The 15,010-nt window shown below is 65.9% G+C and carries 12 protein-coding genes; 10 read left to right on the top strand and 2 right to left on the bottom strand.

Annotation, left to right across the window (positions count from 1 at the left end; translation table 11 throughout):
• Nucleotides 1-11: 11 nt before the first annotated feature.
• The 6 genes from ADADO0_RS15985 (at nucleotide 12) to ADADO0_RS15960 (ending at nucleotide 6,994) form a co-directional block, all read left to right on the top strand.
• The gene (locus ADADO0_RS15985; RefSeq protein WP_511306168.1) at nucleotides 12-2,564 is read left to right on the top strand and encodes a sensor histidine kinase; all 2,553 of its coding nucleotides are present in this window, start codon (nucleotides 12-14) and stop codon (nucleotides 2,562-2,564) included.
• Entirely contained in the window at nucleotides 2,561-2,929 is a 369-nt protein-coding gene (locus tag ADADO0_RS15980) for a response regulator (RefSeq protein WP_511306167.1), read from the top strand. Before ADADO0_RS15985 ends, ADADO0_RS15980 begins: the two co-directional genes overlap by 4 nt.
• Before the next feature lie 435 nt (nucleotides 2,930-3,364).
• Nucleotides 3,365-4,294: a sugar phosphate isomerase/epimerase family protein gene (locus ADADO0_RS15975; protein WP_511306166.1), complete on the top strand. Its 930-nt coding sequence runs from the start codon at nucleotides 3,365-3,367 to the stop codon at nucleotides 4,292-4,294.
• Between the two features lie 107 nt (nucleotides 4,295-4,401).
• Nucleotides 4,402-6,054, top strand: a complete 1,653-nt coding sequence (locus ADADO0_RS15970) for an FMN-binding glutamate synthase family protein (RefSeq protein WP_511306165.1) — start codon at nucleotides 4,402-4,404, stop codon at nucleotides 6,052-6,054.
• A gap of 195 nt (nucleotides 6,055-6,249) precedes the next feature.
• Complete coding sequence (locus ADADO0_RS15965; RefSeq protein WP_511306164.1) at nucleotides 6,250-6,678, top strand: Hsp20 family protein; 429 nt, start codon at nucleotides 6,250-6,252, stop codon at nucleotides 6,676-6,678.
• A 49-nt stretch (nucleotides 6,679-6,727) separates the two neighbouring features.
• The gene (locus ADADO0_RS15960) at nucleotides 6,728-6,994 is read left to right on the top strand and encodes a BQ00720 family protein (protein ID WP_511306163.1); all 267 of its coding nucleotides are present in this window, start codon (nucleotides 6,728-6,730) and stop codon (nucleotides 6,992-6,994) included.
• Nucleotides 6,995-7,009: 15 nt separating this feature from the next.
• Here the strand turns inward: ADADO0_RS15960 and ADADO0_RS15955 are convergent, their stop codons facing one another.
• The gene (locus ADADO0_RS15955) at nucleotides 7,010-7,957 is read right to left on the bottom strand and encodes a LysR family transcriptional regulator (RefSeq protein WP_511306162.1); all 948 of its coding nucleotides are present in this window, start codon (nucleotides 7,955-7,957) and stop codon (nucleotides 7,010-7,012) included.
• A 154-nt stretch (nucleotides 7,958-8,111) separates the two neighbouring features.
• Here ADADO0_RS15955 and ADADO0_RS15950 point away from each other — a divergent pair, with 154 nt between their 5' ends.
• The 3 genes from ADADO0_RS15950 (at nucleotide 8,112) to ADADO0_RS15940 (ending at nucleotide 13,635) form a co-directional block, all read left to right on the top strand.
• Nucleotides 8,112-8,945, top strand: coding sequence for an alpha/beta hydrolase fold domain-containing protein (locus ADADO0_RS15950; RefSeq protein ID WP_511306161.1), 834 nt, complete (start codon nucleotides 8,112-8,114; stop codon nucleotides 8,943-8,945).
• 18 nt (nucleotides 8,946-8,963) lie between these two features.
• Complete coding sequence (locus ADADO0_RS15945) at nucleotides 8,964-10,232, top strand: efflux RND transporter periplasmic adaptor subunit (protein WP_511306159.1); 1,269 nt, start codon at nucleotides 8,964-8,966, stop codon at nucleotides 10,230-10,232.
• Nucleotides 10,233-10,440: 208 nt separating this feature from the next.
• Nucleotides 10,441-13,635 (top strand): efflux RND transporter permease subunit, encoded by a 3,195-nt coding sequence (locus ADADO0_RS15940; RefSeq protein WP_511306158.1) that lies wholly within the window; start codon nucleotides 10,441-10,443, stop codon nucleotides 13,633-13,635.
• A 53-nt stretch (nucleotides 13,636-13,688) separates the two neighbouring features.
• On the opposite strand, the gene ADADO0_RS15935 is transcribed toward ADADO0_RS15940, so the two are convergent.
• Nucleotides 13,689-14,480 carry a cation efflux transmembrane domain-containing protein gene (locus ADADO0_RS15935; protein WP_511306157.1) on the bottom strand — a complete coding sequence of 264 codons (792 nt, stop codon included), beginning with the start codon at nucleotides 14,478-14,480 and terminating at the stop codon, nucleotides 13,689-13,691.
• A 58-nt stretch (nucleotides 14,481-14,538) separates the two neighbouring features.
• Between ADADO0_RS15935 and ADADO0_RS15930 the strand changes: the two genes are divergently transcribed.
• The gene (locus ADADO0_RS15930; protein WP_511306156.1) at nucleotides 14,539-14,949 is read left to right on the top strand and encodes a MerR family transcriptional regulator; all 411 of its coding nucleotides are present in this window, start codon (nucleotides 14,539-14,541) and stop codon (nucleotides 14,947-14,949) included.
• Nucleotides 14,950-15,010 lie beyond the last annotated feature (61 nt).

Genomic DNA, 15,010 nt, shown 5'->3' with positions numbered 1-15,010 from the left:
GCGAGGACCGCATGAGCGACCCCCGTGCATTCCCGAAGGTCGAGCGGCGCAAACGCCGGCGCGGCATTCGCCGGGTGCTTATCATCGGCGTGCTGGGCGCCGGCGTTGCCGCCGCCATCGTGCTGGCGGTCGGCTTCTCCAGCTTCCGCGAATTTGCGTCGGCCAACCGCCTGCGAGAGGACCTGCTCTATTCCTCGCAGATTCGCGACCATCTCCAGCGCATCTTCGAGGATCTGCTGAGCGCGGAAAGCGGGACGCTGGGCTATGTGGTCACCGGGCGGGAGGAGTTCCTCAACCCGCTGAACCGCATCCGCGACACTGTGAGCCCGGATATCGAGGCGCTCACCAAGATGGCCTGGGGGCGTCCGCAGCACCAAGTGGCGTTGGCGGAGTTCGCGCGGTTCGCCGAGGAGGAGATGCGGCTGCTGCGCGACATGGCGGCGACCCGCAACGCCGCAGGCGGCCTTGCCGCCGCCAATGTGATGGAGGCCAGGCACGGCAAGGCGGTGATGGACCGCATCCGCAACGTGGTAAACACCATCAGTGCGGAAGAAGTCGCCGACACCGAGACGCGCACCTATGCGGTGCGGCTCGCCAGCCAGCGCACCAAACAGACGCTGCTGCTGCTGCTATCGGCAGCGATCGCGGTGGTGGCGGGCTCATCCCTTGTCATGATCGCTCATCTGATGGGGCGGCGGCGCGCCGAGATGGTGCTGGCCGACACGCTGGCCCGGCACCGCGCCATTCTGGCGAGCGCCATGGACGTCATCGTCACCATCAATGACAAGGGCCTGATCGAAACCTCCAATCCCGCCACCGTGCGGATGTTCGGCTGGACGCCGGAAGAGTTGGCCCGCTCCTCGGTCGCTCGGCTGTTCGCGCTGGACGAGGACGAAACCGAGGGTGAACTGTTGCGCAGGCTGGAGGGCTATGCCGTCAACGGCGGTCATGCCCAGGAATTCGCCGGCCGGCGCAAGGACGGCTCCATCGTGCCGGTGGATGTGGTGATCGGCCAGATGCGCGCCAGCGACGGCAACCGGCTGGTGGCGATCCTCCATGACATTTCCGAGCGCAAGCGCACGGAAATCATGAAGAACGAGTTCGTCTCCACGGTCAGCCACGAATTGCGCACCCCGCTCACCTCCATTGCCGGTTCGCTCGGCCTGCTGGATGGCGGCGCCGCCGGCCCGCTGCCGGCCCCCGCCAAGCGCCTGGTGGCGATCGCCCATCAGAACAGCCGCCGGCTGGTGCGGCTCATCAATGACATTCTCGACATCGAGAAGATGCAGTCGGCCTCCATGACCTTCGCCCATGAGCCGGTCTCCATGGAGGAGGTGACACGGCAGGCCATGGAGCAGAACGCGGGCTTCGCCGACGAACACAAGGTTCGCCTCGCCTTCCAGTCACCCAAGACCGACACCACCGTGGTGGGCGATCATGACCGCCTGATCCAGGTGCTCACCAACCTGATTTCCAACGCGGTCAAATTCTCGCCGCCGGAGGGCACGGTCAATCTGGTGGTGGCGCGCCGGAACGAGATGGTTCGGGTATCGGTGGAAGACCACGGCACCGGCATTCCGCTCAGCTTCCGCAACAACATTTTCACGCGCTTCGCCCAGGCCGACAACACCGATACCCGCCAGCGCGGCGGCACCGGCCTTGGCCTCGCCATCGTCAAGGAAATCGTCGAGCGGCATGCCGGCCGCCTCTCCTTTGAGACCGAGGAGGGCGAAGGCACCACGTTCCATGTGGACCTTCCCGCCCGTCTGGCAGAGGCGACGCCGGAAAAACCCCATGAAGACGCCCCCGTTCTGGTGGTGGAGAGCGACGCCGGGCGCGCCGCCGCCATTCTTAAAGATTTGTCGGAACACGGGATCGAGGCGGAGCGGGCGGAAACCGCCGCCGAGTGCGAGGGGCGCGCCGCGATCCGCTCCTGCCGCGCCATTCTGGTCTCGCCCCATTTGCGTGATCGCGACGGAATCTCCCTGGTCCGCTCCCTGCGCCGGGCGGAGCGAACCCGCGAGACGCCGCTCATGCTGGTGAGCCTGCCGACAGACACAGGCGATGCCCGAAACACCAGCGGCGGCGGCCTGATGCCGGTGGCCGACTGGCTCGAACTGCCCCCCGAGCGAAGCCGTTTGGAACACTTGCTTGCCGGCATCGACACGAATGGGGGGCTCCCCACCCTGCTGCATCTGGTAACGGCGGGCGAGGCGAGGCGCACCTTCGCCAAGGAAGCGCGCGGGATCGCTGAAGTGATTGCCGCCGCCACCATCGCCGATGCACGCGCGGCGCTGTCCATGCGCCCCTGCGCCTTCCTGGTGGTGGATTTCACCGACCCCGGCCTGCCGCGCGAGGAACTGGTGCTTCTCCTCCAGCAGCCCGCCGGCACCCTGCCCCCTATTGTCGGGTGCAGCACGGCTTCGCATGATGGGGAGGTGGCCCATCTCCTGGACCAGGTGATCGCCGAAAGCCGGACCGGCCTCGGCGCCGTCGTCGAAATCCTCGGGCGCGCGCGTCAAACCCCGCCCTCCCAGTCCTCGACGACCGGAGTTCCGGCATGAGCCTGCGCGTTCTGTATGTGGACGATGAAGCGGACATTCGCGAAATCGTCGCTCTCTCGCTCAGCCTGGATCCCGATTTCGAGGTGGAGACGGCATCCTCTGGCGCCGCCGCGCTGGAACGGGCGCGCCAAGGCGGTCTCGACCTCATCCTGCTCGATGTCATGATGCCGGTGATGGACGGACGCACCACGTTCACCGAACTGCGCGCGCTTGGCCTTGAGCCGCCCATCCCCGTGGCCTTCGTCACGGCCCGGACCCAGGCCCACGAGATCTCGCTTTTCAAGAGCCTGGGCGCGGTTGGGGTGATCGCCAAGCCGTTCGACCCCATGTCGCTGGCGCGGGATGTGAAGGCGCTGTGCCCCTAGAGTGATTTCGTCCAGATTAGTTTTGATATTTTCAAAACGAGCGGGTCGTTATTGCCCCCGCCCAAGCCCACCTTGACGCTGCGGAATAAGAGGGCGTTCAGCAAACGCTCCTCGCCAAACTTTATCGGATGCTCTTTTTTCTAATTTCAGTGTCCGATCCTGTTTTCGGCGATTGCTGATCACACCGTAAAATATGCGTGTCATTCCCCCTTTCCCGCGCTTATTCTTGAGCTTTGGGGCTGACCTGCAGGCACATAGGTCGGCGCGATCTGCTGAATTTTAGCCCAAGCGCGCGCCCCCCATTTTGCAGAATTCCGGCCGATAAAAAATATCTTGTTTATTTTCAGATATTTACGCCGACACACAGGCTTCAGGATGAAGGGCCATCATCCGCACCAGAAATACATTCGTTCTCACGGGGAGGATAAGCCGATCATGGAAAAGCCCGTTCACTTTCAATCCATTCGCGGTATCGGTTATTCCCTGTGCCCGAAGGACCCCGATTTCAACGATCTCCCGGCCAAGCTTGACGAGGCCGAGGCGCTCGGCGTCGATTTCGTCGAGCTTCCGATCTACGCCTGGACCCTGATCGCCAATGGGCGGGTGATGGAAGATCGGCTTCAGCGCTTGCTGCGCCTGACCCGCGACCGGCCCTTCGGCTACACCATCCACGGCCCCATGGCGGTGAACCTGATGGAAGTGCGCGCGCGGGCCGGCGCGCACGCCGCCCTGCTGGATGCCGCCATCACGGTTGCCGGCGCCCTGAAAGCCCTTCATCTGGTGATACACGCCGGCTGCGTGCGCGACCCCGACGACACTTTCGCCGTGGCCTATTCACGCCAGCGCGTCGCGCTTCAGCGCGCCGGCGACCGGGCGGCCGAGGCGGGCGTGACCCTCTGCCTTGAAAACATCTTCCGCTTCGCCGCCATGCGCGAGACCGCCACCCCTTCGCGCCTCGCCGGCGAGATCGACGCTATCGCCCACCCCAATGTGCGGGCGACGCTCGATGTCAGCCACGCCTATCTGCGCTGCGCCGAAGCGAAGCTCGATCCCCTCTCCGAGATCGCCGCGCTCGCGCCGTTCGCGCGGCATGTGCATGTCCATGACAGCTTCGGCCGGCCGCTGGAAAGCTGGAGCGTGGACCAGGCGGAACAGCTTGGTCTTGGGGAAGGCGACCTGCACCTGCCGGTCGGCTGGGGCAGCATTCCCTGGGAACATCTGCTGCGCACTCTGAAGCTGGAACCGGGTGCCATCCTGAACCTTGAGCTGAACCCGCGCTACTGGACCGAGCTTGCCTCGCAGGTGGCGCTGCTGCGGGCGCTATCCGGCACGGCTGTGGCGCCGGAGCTGACGCGCGTGGCGTGAGGCGGAAGCGCCGGCCTCCTTGGCCGGCGCATCTTTCCTCAAACTTAAAGCCGCTCTAGTTTGCACCCCGCGCCGGCTCCCGCAGAAGGAGCCAGACCGGGGGAACCATGCCGAACACATTCTCACCCAGCACCAAGATGCTCATGCGCCGCTACAGCGCGTTTGCCGCCGTGGTCCTCGCCTGCATCGCCACCTTGCTGCTGTCCTTCGTCGGAAGCCCGGCATGGCTGTTTCTGTTCTGCATCCTGTTCCCGCTGGCCTGGGTGGGTGTGTTCGACATTACCCAGAAGCACCACTCGCTGCTGCGCAATTATCCCCTCGTCGCTTCGGTGCGCTGGATGTTCGAGGCGGTACGGCCCTATCTGCGCCAATATATCGTCGAGGGGGACCTGGACGGGACGCCCTATAACCGGCAGGCGCGCACCCTGGTCTATGCCCGCTCCAAGGGGCAGGAAGACCGCCAGCCGTTCGGCACCGAACTGGACACCCAGGCATCCGAATACGAGTGGATGACCCATTCTCTGGCGCCGATGCCCGTGGAGGAGGAGCCGTTCCGCGTGCGGGTCGGCGGCAGCGAGTGCACCAAGCCCTACGACGCGGCAGTGCTCAACATCTCCGCCATGAGCTTCGGTTCGCTGGGGCGCAACGCCATCGAGGCGCTGAACCTAGGCGCCAAGCAGGGCGGCTTTTATCACGACACCGGGGAGGGCGGCCTCTCCCCCTATCACCGCATCCATGGCGGCGACATCGTTTGGGAATTGGGCTCGGGCTATTTCGGCTGCCGCAATCGCGACGGCTCGTTCAGCCCCGAGAGGTTCGCCGAGAAGGCGCTCGACCCCCAGTTGAAGATGATCGAGATCAAGCTCAGCCAGGGTGCCAAGCCCGGCCATGGCGGCGTGCTTCCCGCCGCCAAGGTGACCAAGGAAATCTCCCTGATCCGCGGCATCGAGATGGGCGAGGACTGCATCTCCCCTTCGCGCCACCCGGCCTTCAACACGCCGGCGCAGATGATGGAATTCGTCGCGCGATTGCGTGAACTCTCCGGCGGCAAGCCGGTGGGCATTAAGATGTGCGTCGGCCACCCCAGCGAGACCTTCGCCATCGCCAAGGCCATGCTGCACACCGGCATCCGCCCCGACTTCGTGGTGGTGGACGGGTCCGAGGGCGGCACCGGCGCCGCGCCGCAGGAACTGGCGGACCACATGGGCATGCCGCTGCGCGAGGGGCTGGTCATCATGCGCAATGCGCTGGTGGGCGCCGGGCTGCGCGACAAGGTGCGGCTCGCCGCCGCCGGCAAAGTCACGTCCGGCTTTAGCATGGCGGCGAACATGGCGGTGGGCGCCGACTGGTGCAACGCGGCCCGCGCCTTCATGTTCTCGCTCGGCTGCGTGATGTCCATGCGCTGCCACACCGGCGGCTGCCCGACCGGCGTCACCACCAACGACCCCCACCTCCAGCGCGGCCTCGTGGTTGAGGACAAGGCCCAGCGCGTCACCCACTTCCAGCAGCAGACGGTCGCCGCTTTGGCGGACCTTGTGGCGGCCGCCGGGCTCGCGCATCCCAGCGAACTGGCGCCGCACCACGTCTGGCATCGCCTGACACCGGTGGAGGCGAAGCCGCTGGACAAGCTCTACCCCTTCCTGGCCACCGGCGTGCTGCTCGAGGCGCCGGAGGCCACCTGCTATTCCGCAGAATGGGCAGCGGCCGACCCCGACAGCTTCACGCCGCGCTCCTCGGTGGGTCCGCGCCGGGCGGCGTGAGCTTGAGAGAGCGCAGGCCTCAATGCGGCTTGCGCTCGTTCCGACCCAGCCGGCGCCAAGCCGCGGCCGGCTCTTGCGGCGGGTGAGATCGCTTCCCATATCCAAGCTCGAACGGGGCGCCTGCAAAGGGCCCTGTCGGAAGGGCCGAGCCGGCTTTTCCGAACTCACAAAGTCGCTTGACGAGGACTTTGGCTCATGTCGCGTATCTCTTCGCTGTCGAACCCTTTTCTTTTGGGCTTCGACGAGGTCGAGCGGGTGCTTGACCGCGTGACCAAGGCTGCTGAAGGCTATCCGCCCTATAATGTGGAGCGGATCGAGCCGGAAAATGGCGCTCCCTTGCGCCTGCGGATCACGCTGGCCGTGGCCGGCTTCACCGAACAGCAGCTCGACATCACGCTCGAGGAGCGGGAACTGACCATCCGCGGCCGCCAGGTCGAGGAAAATGGCGAGCGCATCTTCCTTCACCGGGGGATCGCCGCCCGACAGTTCCAGCGCACGTTCGTTCTGGCCGAGGGCATGAATGTGCTCGGTGCGGAGCTGCGCAATGGCCTCCTGTCCATCGACCTCGCGAGGCCGGAGCCCACGCGGCAGGCCCGGCGCATCGACATTCAGTCCCGCCCCTAACGGACCTTTTGCCGGTGAACCGCGTTTGCGAAGAGAGAGGACTTTCAAAATGATTCAGAAGATTCACGCGGAAGCCATTCCGTCCATGACCCCTGAGGCCCTTGCGGTGCTCGGCGGCGGACAGATCGCCTATGTGCGCTCCATCCGCTCCGAGGATGTCCAGCGCCTGTTTCCGCAGGCGCCCGATATCGCGCCGGGCATCACCCTGTTCACGCTGCACGCGGCTGATGGCACCCCCATCATGCTCACCGACAGCCGCGAAGCTGCTTTGGCCAATGCCAGCGAGCATGAACTTGTGACCGTCAGCGTGCACTGAGCCCGAAGCGCAGCCTCACCCGGCGGCGCGCGCGCCCGCCAGGGTGGAGCGCCGCTGGATGACGTCGCTGTCGGCGAAAAGCTCGGCCACCCAGTCGACGAACACGCGAAGCCGGTTCGAAATGTGGCGGTTCGGCGGAAACACCACGAACAGCGGAAACGCATCAGTGGTCCATTGGCTCAGCACCGGCACCAGAGCGCCAGTGCCCAGATGCTTCTGGACCATGAAGGTCGGCGCCTGGAGCAGCCCGAGGCCGGAAAGCCCCGCCTGGACATAGGCATTGCCCTCGTTCACCGAGATCATATAGCGCCCCTCCGGCTCCAGCGTTTCGCCGTCCCGGATGAATTCAAGCGGCATCATGCGGCCGTTCCCGGCGTTGAAATAGCGCACAACCGGAAAGTCGCCGGTCGCCAGCTCATTCGGGTGGATAGGTTCGCCATACCGCGCGAGATAGGACGGCGCGGCGCTGGTCATCATATGGATCTCGCCGATGCGACGGGCCACCAGCGAGGGATCGATCAAGTCCCCACCCCGTATCACGCAATCCACATTCTCCCCCACGAGATCCACGGATCGATCGGTCACACCCAGATCGATGCGGATGTCGGGATAGCGGGCGAAGAAATCCGGCAGGGCGGGGATCAGCAACAGCAGGGCCAGCGAGGTGCTGATATCGATGCGCAGCCGGCCGCGCGGGCTCGCCTGCGAGGATGTCATGGAGCCGTCCAGTTCCGACAAATCGTTCAGCAGTGCCAGGGCGCGCTCATAATAGGCAGCACCATCCGGCGTCACCGTCACACGGCGTGTGGTGCGGTTGAGGAGCTTGGTGCGCAGATGGGCTTCCAGCGACTGCACCTGCTTGGTGAGGGTCGGCTTGGGAATTTCCAGCAGGTCCGCCGCGCGCGTGAAGGTGCCCGCCTCCACCACCCGCACAAACGCCCGCATTGCAGCAAGCTGGTCCATTTTCGCCTCTCGGCCGCCTGATTTTCCGCTTCATTATTTCCATACAGAAACAATGAAGTCACGTTTGGATTATTTATTCGTCCGTTTGAGAGGACTAGGTTCGCCGCACTGCACAAGACCGCGACATAGCGGCTGACACGGGCAGATCAGCGAAATGACCTCCTCCTGGACTGAAGACACGATTGACATGGCGCAGGCCGGCAAAATGCCGGCGCGGATCTATGGCACTGAGAGTGCCTCCCGCGCGGCGCCGGTCGTGCTTCAACTTCATGGCGGCGCCTTTACCGGCGGTTCGCTGGAAAGCGGCGCCGAGATCGCCGGCATGCTGGTCGCGGCCGGTGCCGTGGTGGTGTCCGCCGATTATCCCTTCGGCAAGGCCCATCCCTTCCCCGAACCCCTGGAGGCGGTGTTCACCGCCCTGCGCTGGGCCTTTGATGCCCGCGCCCGGCTCGCCGGCAAATCCTCCAAGCTTTATGTGGCCGGCGCCGAGGCCGGCGGAAATCTCGCCGCCGCCCTCGCCATGATGGCGCGCGACCAGCAGGCCCCCCCGCTGGCCGGTCAGATCCTGATCTCACCCATGCTGGACGCGAGCCTTGCCACCTGCTCGCTGCGGATGGCGGACGCCGGCCCCGTGGGCTGCAAATGGGCGGATGGCTGGCATGCCTACCTCGGCAGCGCCGACAAGGCGGGACATCCCTATGCTTCGCCGCTGACGGCGACCCGGCTCGCCGGCCTCGCGCCCGCCCTGATCATCACCGCCGGCGATGATCCGCTGCGCGATGAAGCCCTGACCTATGCCCGGCGCCTGCGCGAAGCGGGTGTCGCGGCCCGCCAGCATGTGGTGCCGTCCCCCACCGGCTGGCCCTGTACCATCGATTACGCGAGCGAGACGAGCGCCTGCATCGCCGCCCTCACCCCCGTGATCCGCGACTTCTTCGATGAAACTCGAACCGGGACCGCCAAGCGCCCGGCGCATGCTCAAATCTGATTTTCAAGGACGACCGCCATGACCGCTCGCAACACTGACACCACCACCGCTCCTGCCGCCCGGCGTCGCCGGCTTCTCATTCCCGCTCTCGCCGCCCTCATCGTCGGCGCGGGGCTCGCAACCCCTTTCGTGCTGCCGCTCACCGGCGCACGCGCGGCAGACCCCGCCGCCCAGTCGGCACCCGCGGCCGTGCCGGTCTCGGTCGCGACCGTCGAGGCGCGCGAAGCGCCGGTGTTCGATGAATTCTCCGGTCGTCTTGAGGCGGTCGAGCGCGTGGAGGTCCGTTCGCGGGTCGCCGGCGCCATCCAGGCGGTGCATTTCCGCGAAGGCGAACTGGTCCGCGAGGGCGAGCTTCTGGTGACGGTGGACCCTGCGCCGTTCCAGGCCGAGGTGGACCGCTACGACGCCCAGGTCGCCGCCGCCGAGGCGCGCGTTGCGCTCTCCAAGGCCGACCTTGAGCGCGGCCAGCGGCTGTTCGACAGCCGCACCGTTTCCCAGCGCGACCTCGACGAGCGCATCAACGCCAGCAAGGAGGCTGCGGCCAATCTGAAGGCCGCGCAGGCGGCGCTTCACACCGCCCAGCTCAACCTCTCCTATACCGAGGTGCGGGCGCCGGTGTCCGGCCGGGTCGGCAAGCGTGAAATCACCGTCGGCAATCTGATCTCCGCCGGCCCCGGTTCGACCGCGCTCACCACGCTGGTGTCCGTGGACCCGGTCTATGCCGCCTTTCATGCCGACGAGCAGGTGGTGACCCGGGCGCTGCGCAGCCTCGCGGTCGGCCCCGGCAAGTCGTTCGCGCTGGACCGCATCCCGGTTCAGATGACCACCGCGATCGATGAGGACATGACCGCCGGCAAGACCTACCAGGGCACGCTCCAGCTGATCGACAATCAGGTCGATCCGCGCACCGGCACGGTGCGGGTGCGCGCGGTGTTCGCCAATGTGGATGGGCGGCTGATCCCCGGCCAGTTCGTGCGCCTGCGCATGGGCCGCACCACCGCCGGTCTCGCCCTGCTGGTGAGCGAGCGCGCGGTGGGCACCGACCAGGACAAGAAGTTCGTCATGGTGGTGGATGGCGACAACAAGGCGGTCTATCGCGAGGTCGTGCTGGGCCCGACGGTCAACGGCCTGCGCATCGTCACCTCCGGCCTCAAGGCGGGCGAGCGGGTGGTGGTCAACGGCCTTCACCGCATCAAGCCCGGCGTGACCGTCGCCCCCCAGACGGTGGCAATGGACGCGACCCGCCCGGTGGCGGCGGCCCAGCCCACCGACGTCGCGACGCGCTGATCGTTTGATTTTAAGAGCGACGCGGTCCCCTCTCCCGCTTGAGGGGGAGGGCTAGGGAGGGGGAAGGCCGTTAGCCCACCCTCCACCGCTCCTCTGCTGCACCTGCCCCCTCCCCAACCCTCCCCCGCAAGCGGGAGAGGGAGCCTCGCGTTTGTATGCGGGACAGGTGGAGCATTGAATTCCCCAACCCCCGCGAGGGGAGGATGCCATGAATATCTCCAGGTTCTTCATCGACCGCCCGATCTTCGCGGGTGTGTTGTCCACGCTGATCTTCCTCGCTGGCCTGATCGCCATGCGGGTCATGCCCATTTCGGAATATCCCGAAGTGGTGCCGCCACAAGTGGTGGTGCGCGCACAATATCCCGGCGCCAACCCGAAGGTGATCGCCGAGACTGTGGCGACCCCGATCGAGGAGCAGATCAACGGCGTCGAGGGCATGCTCTACATGAGCAGCCAGGCCACGACCGACGGCCTGATGACGCTGACCGTCACATTCCGCATCGGCACCGACCCCGACAAGGCCCAGCAACTGGTGCAAAACCGGGTTTCGCAGGCTGAGCCGCGCCTTCCGGAAGCCACCCGCCAGCTGGGCATCACCACCATCAAGTCCTCGCCGGACCTGATGCTGGTGGTCCATGTGCTCTCGCCCAACAACCGCTACGACATGACCTATCTGCGCAACTACGCGGTCCTCAACGTGAAGGACCGGCTGGCGCGCATCGACGGCGTGGGCGACGTACAGTTGTTCGGCGCCGGCGATTATTCCATGCGGGTCTGGCTCGACCCGCAGAAGGTGGCCGAGCACGGCCTCTCCGCGTCCGACGTGGTGAGCGAAATCCGCGCCCAGAACGTACAGGCGGCCGCCGGCGTGGTGGGTGCTTCGCCCAGCATGCCCGGCGTCGACCTTCAGCTCTCCGTCAACGCGCAGGGCCGCCTCCAGACCGAGGAGGAGTTCGGCGACATTGTCGTGAAGACCGGGGCGAACGGAGAAATCGTGCGCCTGCGGGATGTCGCCCGCATCGAGCTTGGCGCGGCTGAATATTCTTTGCGCTCGCTGCTCGACAACAAGTCGGCGGTGGCGGTGCCCGTGTTCCAGGCTCCCGGCTCCAACGCCATCCGCATCGCCGACGACGTGCGCCGGGTGATGAGCGAGATCAAGGAGAACATGCCCGAGGGCGTGGACTACCAGATCGTCTACGACACCACCCAGTTCGTCCGCGCCTCCATCGACGCCGTTGTGCACACCTTGCTGGAAGCCATCCTGCTGGTGGTGCTGGTGGTGATCCTGTTCCTCCAGACTTGGCGCGCCTCCATCATCCCGCTGCTTGCGGTGCCGGTCTCCATCGTCGGCACGTTCGCCGTGATGTATGTGCTGGGCTTCTCCATCAACGCCCTGACCCTGTTCGGTCTGGTGCTCGCCATCGGCATCGTCGTGGATGACGCCATCGTCGTGGTGGAGAATGTCGAGCGCAACATCGAGGAGGGGCTCTCCGCCCGCGAGGCCACCTACAAGGCCATGCGCGAGGTGTCGGGGCCGATCATCGCCATCGCTTTGGTGCTGGTCGCGGTGTTCGTGCCACTGGCCTTCATCACCGGCCTTACCGGCCAGTTCTACCGGCAGTTCGCGCTCACCATCGCCATTTCGACGGTGATCTCGGCGATCAACTCGCTGACCCTCTCGCCCGCGCTCGCCGCTCTGCTGCTGAAGGGGCATGACGCGCCGAAGGACTGGCTGACCCGAGGCATGGACTTCAGCCTCGGCTGGCTGTTCCGCGGCTTCAACAAGGGGTTTGCGCGCGGCTCCGCCGCCTATGGCTCGGGCGTGAAGGCCGCCATCGGCCGCAAGGCGATCATGATCGGCCTCTATGTGGTGCTGCTCGGTGTCACCGTCGTGCTGTTCCGCACCGTGCCGCCGGGCTTCGTGCCGGCGCAGGACAAGCAGTATCTCGTCGGCTTCGCCCAGTTGCCCGACGGCGCCACCCTCGACCGCACCGAGGACGTGATCCGCCGCATGAGCGACATCGCCCTGAAGCAGGAAGGCATCGAGAGCGCCATCGCCTTCCCCGGACTGTCGATCAACGGCTTCACCAATTCCTCCAACGCCGGCATCGTCTTCGTGACGCTGAAGCCGTTCGAGGAGCGCAAGCGGCCGGATCAGTCGGGCGGCGCCATCGCCATGCAGCTCAACCAGAAGTTCGCCAGCATCGAGGAGGCCATGGTCGCCATGTTCCCCCCGCCGCCGGTCCAGGGGCTGGGCACCATCGGCGGCTTCAAGCTGCAACTCGAGGATCGCGCCGGCTTCGGCTATGAGGCGCTCAGCGAAGCCACCAAGGGGTTCCTCGCCAAGGCGGCGCAGGCCCCTGAGCTTGCCGGCCTGTTCTCCTCCTATCAGGTGAACGTGCCCCAGCTCTACGCCGACATCGACCGCACCAAGGCCCGCCAGCTCGGCGTCGCCGTGACCGATGTGTTCGAAACCATGCAGATCTACCTCGGGTCGATCTATGTGAACGACTTCAACAAGTTCGGCCGCACCTACACGGTACGGGTCCAGGCCGACGCGGCGTATCGCGCCCGTGCCGATGACGTGGGCGCGTTGAAGGTCCGCTCCAAGACCGGAGAGATGGTGCCGCTTTCCGCGCTGCTGAAGGTGAAGGCGGTGGCAGGCCCCGAACGGGCCATGCGCTACAACGGCTTCCTCACGGCGGATGTGAACGGCGGCCCGGCGCCGGGCTATTCCTCCGGCGAGGCGCAGGCGGCGGTGGAGCGGATCGCGGCGGAAACCCTGCCCAAGGGCTTCAGCTTCGAATGGACCGAGCTGACCTATCAGGACATCCTCGCCGGCAATTCGGCGGTGTGGGTGTTCCCGCTCGCCATCTTCCTGGTCTTCCTGGTGCTTGCCGCGCAGTATGAAAGCCTGGTGCTGCCGCTCTCCATCATCATGATCGTCCCCACGGGGCTGCTCGCCGCCATGCTCGGCGTCTGGCTGACCAACGGTGACAACAACGTCTTCACCCAGATCGGCCTCGTGGTGCTGGTCGGGCTCTCAGCCAAGAACGCCATCCTGATCGTGGAGTTCGCCCGCGAACTGGAGTTCGCCGGCCGCACGCCCTATCAGGCTGCGATCGAAGCCAGCCGGCTGCGGCTGCGGCCGATCCTGATGACCTCGCTCGCCTTCATCATGGGCGTGGTGCCACTGGTGGTGTCGACCGGCGCGGGCGCGGAAATGCGCCACGCTATGGGTGTCGCGGTGTTCTCCGGCATGATCGGCGTCACCTTCTTCGGCATCTTCCTGACGCCGGTGTTCTACGTCCTGCTGCGCAAGCTCTCGGGCAACCGGCCGCTGGCCCAGCACGGCACCCACGAGGTCCCGGCGGCTCCGCTGCCGACGCCAGCCCCGCACTGAGATATCTGTTCCGCTAAAACGAAAACGGCGGCGCCAAAAGCGCCGCCGTTTTTTCATTGCGCCGGCACCGAGAGCTTTGGCGCCCCGCCGTCGCGATACTCGCGCCAGGCCTGCCTCAGGATCTGGACCGAGGAGGTGAGGAAGATCGCCGCCATCACGGCCGCTACCGCGAGATCCGGCCAGGCGCTCGATGTTCCCCACACGCCCAACGCCGCCGCCATCACGATCACATTGCCGATCGCATCATTGCGCGAGCAAAGCCAGACCGAGCGCACATTGGCGTCCCCGTCCTTGTAGGGCCGCAGCAGCATCACCGAGGCAAGGTTCGCGGCCAGGGCCAGCACGCCAATGACGCCCATGACCTCCGCCTTGGGCAGACCCAGAACCAGCGTCTGGTAGAGCGTCGAACCGAACACCCACAGCGCCATCACGAAAAGCGAAAGGCCCTTGGCGAGGGCGGCGGTGGCCCGCACCCTGAGGCTTGCGCCGATGACAGCGAGCGAGAGGCCGTAGGTCACCGTGTCCGCAAGGAAATCCAGGGCATCCGCTTTGAGCGCCTGCGACCCGGCAAGCTGGCCTGCCGCCATCTCCACAAGGAACATCGCGCCGTTGAGGCCGATGACGGTCCACAGCACCAGCTTGTAGCGGGGGTCCATGCCGTCGAACACCGGGATGCCCTGAGCGCAGCAATGATCGGCGTGCGCGGCTCCTTTTGCCGTCCCCTGCGTGTGCCCGTGTTCATCACGATGCGCATCCCCGTGCGCATCCCTTTGGCTCTCTTGCGGCAGGTGCAAAGCCGGCGGGGCACAGCAATCGTGTTTGGTGTCGCAGCAGCTATCGGCCATGGGCTGACTCCTTCTGCTTCAGGAAATACACTCTCTAGTCACTAGAGGTTCAAGCCCCATGATCGAGATTTCTATCGGTGCGCTGGCCGAGCGCACGGGCGTGAAAGTGCCGACGATCCGCTATTACGAACAGATCGGATTGCTGACTGCACCAGCCCGCTCGCAGGGGCAGCAGCGCCGGTACGCGCCTGCGGCTGTGGCACGGTTGAACTTTATCCGCCACGCGCGCGAGCTGGGCTTCGAGGTATCCGCCGTGCGGGAATTGCTGTCGCTGAGCGAACAGCCTGACCAGGCCTGCGCCGAGGTGGACGGCATCGCCCGGCGCCATGTGCGCGATATCAACCATCGCATCGCCCAGCTCATGCGCCTGCGCACGGAACTGGAAGGCGCGCTGGAAACCTGCGGGCGCGGGCGCGTCGGCGATTGCCGGGTGATCGAGGCCCTGGCCGAGGGGATTGAACTGTCCTGAGACTAACAAAAAGGCCGCCCGGTCAGGGGCGGCCTTCTGAATTTCGGAAGATATTAAAGCG

This window comes from Aquabacter sp. (genome assembly GCF_965279295.1).
GTDB lineage: Bacteria > Pseudomonadota > Alphaproteobacteria > Rhizobiales > Xanthobacteraceae > Aquabacter.
This window is presented reverse-complemented; position numbering and strand designations above follow the sequence as displayed.

Bases quoted from the DNA above. Each gene is read 5' to 3' on its own strand.
- ADADO0_RS15980 (WP_511306167.1), top strand. From the start codon at position 2,561: ATGAGCCTGCGCGTTCTGTATGTGGACGATGAAGCGGACATTCGCGAA.
- ADADO0_RS15940 (WP_511306158.1), top strand. From the start codon at position 10,441: ATGAATATCTCCAGGTTCTTCATCGACCGCCCGATCTTCGCGGGTGTG.
- ADADO0_RS15965 (WP_511306164.1), top strand. From the start codon at position 6,250: ATGTCGCGTATCTCTTCGCTGTCGAACCCTTTTCTTTTGGGCTTCGAC.
- ADADO0_RS15935 (WP_511306157.1), bottom strand. From the start codon at position 14,480: ATGGCCGATAGCTGCTGCGACACCAAACACGATTGCTGTGCCCCGCCG.
- ADADO0_RS15985 (WP_511306168.1), top strand. From the start codon at position 12: ATGAGCGACCCCCGTGCATTCCCGAAGGTCGAGCGGCGCAAACGCCGG.
- ADADO0_RS15960 (WP_511306163.1), top strand. From the start codon at position 6,728: ATGATTCAGAAGATTCACGCGGAAGCCATTCCGTCCATGACCCCTGAG.
- ADADO0_RS15945 (WP_511306159.1), top strand. From the start codon at position 8,964: ATGACCGCTCGCAACACTGACACCACCACCGCTCCTGCCGCCCGGCGT.
- ADADO0_RS15970 (WP_511306165.1), top strand. From the start codon at position 4,402: ATGCCGAACACATTCTCACCCAGCACCAAGATGCTCATGCGCCGCTAC.
- ADADO0_RS15955 (WP_511306162.1), bottom strand. From the start codon at position 7,957: ATGGACCAGCTTGCTGCAATGCGGGCGTTTGTGCGGGTGGTGGAGGCG.
- ADADO0_RS15975 (WP_511306166.1), top strand. From the start codon at position 3,365: ATGGAAAAGCCCGTTCACTTTCAATCCATTCGCGGTATCGGTTATTCC.
- ADADO0_RS15950 (WP_511306161.1), top strand. From the start codon at position 8,112: ATGACCTCCTCCTGGACTGAAGACACGATTGACATGGCGCAGGCCGGC.
- ADADO0_RS15930 (WP_511306156.1), top strand. From the start codon at position 14,539: ATGATCGAGATTTCTATCGGTGCGCTGGCCGAGCGCACGGGCGTGAAA.